The sequence below is a fragment of the Pseudomonas sp. AP42 genome (genome assembly GCF_001728935.1).
Lineage (GTDB): Bacteria > Pseudomonadota > Gammaproteobacteria > Pseudomonadales > Pseudomonadaceae > Aquipseudomonas > Aquipseudomonas lactis.
The window spans coordinates 1-4,251 of record NZ_LYSO01000198.1 but is presented as its reverse complement, the minus strand read 5'-3'; the positions used below and the strand labels follow the sequence as shown (position 1 = coordinate 4,251).

The window sequence follows — 4,251 nt, the reverse complement described above, 5'->3', positions numbered from 1 at the left end:
CGGGGCGCCTAAGATCAAGATCACAAGCAGATCAAGATCAAGAGCGGCTCGCTTCGCATCGTGGTTACCGTCTGCTGCTACAGCCCACAAAGTTGTGTAGGCGCCTCACCACCCCTCTTTCAACATCCGCACCTCCAGATGCTGCAACAACATAATCGTCTTGCCATCCACAATCTCCCCACTTTGCACCATCGCCAGCGCCTGCTCGAAGCCCAGCTCCAACACCTCGATATCCTCGCCCTCTTCTTCCAGGCCACCACCCGCCCCCACTCGGTCGCCTGGCTGGTATTCACCGATAAAAAAGTGAATCCGCTCGGTTACCGATCCTGGGCTCATGAACGCCGCGTAGATTTTCTCCACATGCCCCACGCGATAGCCGGTCTCTTCCTCGGCCTCCAGGCGGATGCGCTCTTCGGCGCTGGCGTTGTCGAGCAAACCGGCTGCCGCTTCAATCAGGTAGCCGGGGTAATCGTTGACGAACGTAGGCATGCGGAACTGGCGAATCAGCAACACCGTGCGTTGTTCGCGGTTGTACAACAGGATGGTGGCACCGTTGCCCCGGTCATACACCTCGCGGGTCTGGGCTTGCCAACTGCCGTCGCGACGGCGCAGGTCGAAGCTGTATTTCTTCAGCAGGTACCAGTTGTCCGAGAGGGTTTCTTCGGCGGTGATGCGCACGGGGCTGTTATTCATGTGTGGGCCTTTGCAGGTGGGGCAGGTTCAAGCCATCCACCCTATCAACCCGCACGAGGATTGTTCAATGCTGTAACACTTTCATCGGCCACGATCGTCGCATTAATGCCTGCCCGCCCAGGCCATCTGGTAAAACCCGTGCTTCACCTTTGTTCTGGAACCTTCATGTCTTCTGCTTTTATACCTCGCCGGGGCCTGCGCTGGTTTGTCTGGCTGTGCATGGCGGTGTTGATTGTCGGCCTGCCAGTCGGCTGCGCCGTGCTGCAACACAAAGAGCGCGAACTGGTATTTCGCATCGAGCCGGGAACCGCCGGCTGGTACACCGGCCTGCCCAAGGCGGTGCAGGAATTTGAACTCAAGCCCGCCAGTTTCAAAGCAGGGCAAAACATTCATGGCTGGTGGTACCCGGCAGCCAACAAAGACGCGCCCGCTATCCTCTACTTGCACGGAGTACGCTGGAACCTCACGGGCCAATTGTTTCGCATCGAGCAATTGCATGCCCTGGGCTTTTCGGTCCTGGCCATCGACTATCGCGGCTTTGGCCAAAGCCAGGGCGACCTGCCCTCGGAAGCCACGGTGTACGAGGACGCGCGCATTGCCTGGGAACGTTTCCAGACCCTGCAACCAGACCCCGGCAAACGTCTGATCTACGGGCACTCCCTGGGGGGCGCGGTCGCCATCGACCTCGCCGCCGAGCTGGGCAAGCAGGTGCCGCTGCCGGTGCGCGGGCTGGTGATCGAGTCCACCTTCACCTCCCTGGCGGATGTCGCCACGGCCGTTGCCAACACCTCATTGCCGGTGCGCTGGTTGCTGTCGCAGAAGTTCGATTCCATCGACAAGATTGCCGACATCCACATGCCGCTGCTGGTGGTCCACGGCCTCGACGACCGCTACGTACCGCCGCGTTTCAGCCAGCAGTTGTTCGAAGCCGCCCAGCAACCCAAGCACCTGTTGCTGGTGCCAGGCGCCAGCCACAACAACAGCATGAACCTGGCCGGGCGCAGTTATGGCCAGGCGCTGGAAAACCTGATGCGCACAAAGATGCCCGCCCAGGTGGTGACACACTCCACAGGCCGCGATAACGCCTCATAAATTCGCTTTTCGGCACTGGGTTCGCGCTTGGCTGTCAAGCGCAAACCCTGGCCATGCTGGCCCGAAATGCAAGTTGATCAAATAATGATCTTCGCGGAAATCGCCAACGCTGTCGGGCCTTCGCAAAGTTATCCACAGAGATACCCACGGTTTTCGTGGACAACTCTTTTTATATTTTTGCGTTTTTTTTGCTCAAGCCGTGCTTCCAGGAAAGGTACCGGGCAACAGGATTTCGCGATTCACCTCGCGTATATCCTTATAGCCACAGAGCGCCATGGACACGTCCAGTTCGCGGGCGATGATATCAAGCGCCTTGGTCACGCCCGCCTCGCCCATCGCCCCCAACCCATACAAATGCGGGCGGCCGATCATGGTGCCCTTGGCGCCCAGTGCCACGGCCTTGAGCACGTCCTGGCCGGAACGGATCCCCCCATCGAGCCACACTTCAATGCGGTTGCCCACGGCTTCAACAATCGCCGGCAATTGGCTGATGCTCGACGGCGCGCCATCGAGCTGACGGCCACCGTGGTTGCTCACCACCAGCGCATCGGCACCGCAATCGGCCGCCAAGCGTGCATCCTCCACATCGAGAATGCCCTTGATGATCAGCTTGCCGCCCCAACACTTTTTGATCCACGCCACATCGTCCCAACTCAGGCGCGGGTCAAACTGCTGGGCGGTCCACGACGACAGCGAACTCATGTCGGCCACGCCCTTCACATGCCCGACAATATTGCCAAAGCCGCGCCGCTGAGTACCCAGCATGCCCATCACCCAGCGCGGCTTGGTCATCATGTTGAGAATGTTCGGCAGGGTCAGCTTGGGCGGCGCGGACAGGCCGTTGATCAAGTCCTTGTGGCGCTGCCCCAGAATCTGCAAATCCAGGGTCAGCACCAATGCATCCACCCCGGCAGCCTTGGCGCGCTCGATCAACTGCTCGATAAAACTGCGGTCGCGCATCACATACAGCTGGAACCAGAACGGCTGGCCGACATGCTCGGCGATGTCTTCCAGCGAACAGATACTCATGGTCGACAAGGTGTAGCGCAGCCCGAACGCAGCAGCGGCACGGGCAGTGAGGATTTCGCCATCGGCATGCTGCATGCCCGCCAGGCCAGTCGGCGCCAGCGCTACGGGCATGGCCATGTCCTGGCCGATCATGCTGGCGCGGATCGAACGCTCGTCGATATTGCGCGCCACCCGTTGGCGGAATTTGATACGTGCAAAATCCGTTTCGTTGGCGCGGTAGGTGCTCTCAGTCCAGGAGCCGGAATCGGCGTAGTCGTAGAACATGCGGGGCACACGCTTTTGCGCCAGCTTGCGTAAGTCTTCGATGGTTGTGATCAACGGCATCGGGTCACCTCTCCCTGAACTGAACACAGAGAGTAACCGGCAGGCGCGTGGGCAACCAGCCGTTGCGTTTAGATGGGCTGGCGATTAATCTCGCACAAACCCGCAATAAAGCGCATAAACATGCACAACATCCATCAAGCCATCGACCTGCCTTCCCTGCGCAAGCAGAAGATTCTGTTGTTGCTGGAACGCGACGGCAAGGTCACCGCCTCCGAGTTGGTCGAGCATTTCGCCGTGTCCCAGGACACCATCCGCCGCGACCTCGGCGAACTCGCCGCCGCCGGCCTGTTGCAACGCGTACACGGCGGCGCCCTGCCCCGGCCCAAGGATACCGGCAAGGATTTCTTTACCCGTGTCGGCGAGACCAACGAGGTCAAGCGCCACCTCGCACGCGTGGCCGCTGGCCGGGTTGAAGACGGCCAGATCGTGCTGTTCGATTCCGGCTCCACCACCTTGCAGATCGCGCAGTGCTTGCCCCCTGCACTGCACCTTACCGTGGTCACCCCCTCACCGATGATCGCCATCGCCCTGGCCGACCATCCGCACGTGAAGATCATCCTGGCCGGCGGCCAACTCAACCCAGCCACCCTCTCCACCGGCGGCCATGAAGCGGTGCGCCTGATCCAGAGCGTGAAGGCCGACTTGTTGTTCACAGGGGTTTGCGCACTGCACCCGCAAGTGGGCATCACCTCGCTGCACTTTGGTGAAGTGGCCGTCAAGCAAGCCTTGCTCGACAGCGCGTCCCACGTCATCGCCGTGACCACCTCAGACAAGCTCGGCGCAGTGGAACCCTTTGTGGTTGCGCCGTGCAGCCGTATTCATACGCTGATTACCGAGTGGGACGCGCCGGATGTGCAGGCGTATGAACAGTTAGGGCTGCAGGTGCAGCGAGTGGACGTGCAGTGATGCAACCCTTGTGTAGGAGCGAGCTTGCTCGCGAAAAACGTCAACGATAACGCGGTCTTCCTGAATGAACGCGGCGCCTGAGCGTTTTTCGCGAGCAAGCTCGCTCCTACAAAAAGGGCAAGCCAGCCATCTAGAAACGGTAACCACGATGCGAAGCGAGCCGCTCTTGATCTTGCTCTTGATCTGCTTTTGATCTTAAGCGCCCCG

The 4,251-nt window shown here is 60.2% G+C and carries 4 protein-coding genes; 2 read left to right on the top strand and 2 right to left on the bottom strand.

What is annotated here, in order from left to right:
- Positions 1-105: 105 nt before the first annotated feature.
- On the bottom strand, positions 106-693 hold the full coding sequence (locus A7K61_RS30345; RefSeq protein ID WP_034135859.1) for an NUDIX domain-containing protein: 588 nt from the start codon (positions 691-693) through the stop codon (positions 106-108).
- 165 nt (positions 694-858) lie between these two features.
- Between A7K61_RS30345 and A7K61_RS30340 the strand changes: the two genes are divergently transcribed.
- A complete protein-coding gene (locus A7K61_RS30340) occupies positions 859-1,785 on the top strand; it encodes an alpha/beta hydrolase (protein WP_044270775.1) in 927 nt (308 codons plus the stop codon).
- 192 nt (positions 1,786-1,977) lie between these two features.
- Here the strand turns inward: A7K61_RS30340 and A7K61_RS30335 are convergent, their stop codons facing one another.
- Positions 1,978-3,138 carry an alpha-hydroxy acid oxidase gene (locus A7K61_RS30335; protein ID WP_069559003.1) on the bottom strand — a complete coding sequence of 387 codons (1,161 nt, stop codon included), beginning with the start codon at positions 3,136-3,138 and terminating at the stop codon, positions 1,978-1,980.
- A gap of 120 nt (positions 3,139-3,258) precedes the next feature.
- Between A7K61_RS30335 and A7K61_RS30330 the strand changes: the two genes are divergently transcribed.
- Positions 3,259-4,044 (top strand): DeoR/GlpR family DNA-binding transcription regulator, encoded by a 786-nt coding sequence (locus A7K61_RS30330; RefSeq protein WP_047711075.1) that lies wholly within the window; start codon positions 3,259-3,261, stop codon positions 4,042-4,044.
- Positions 4,045-4,251 lie beyond the last annotated feature (207 nt).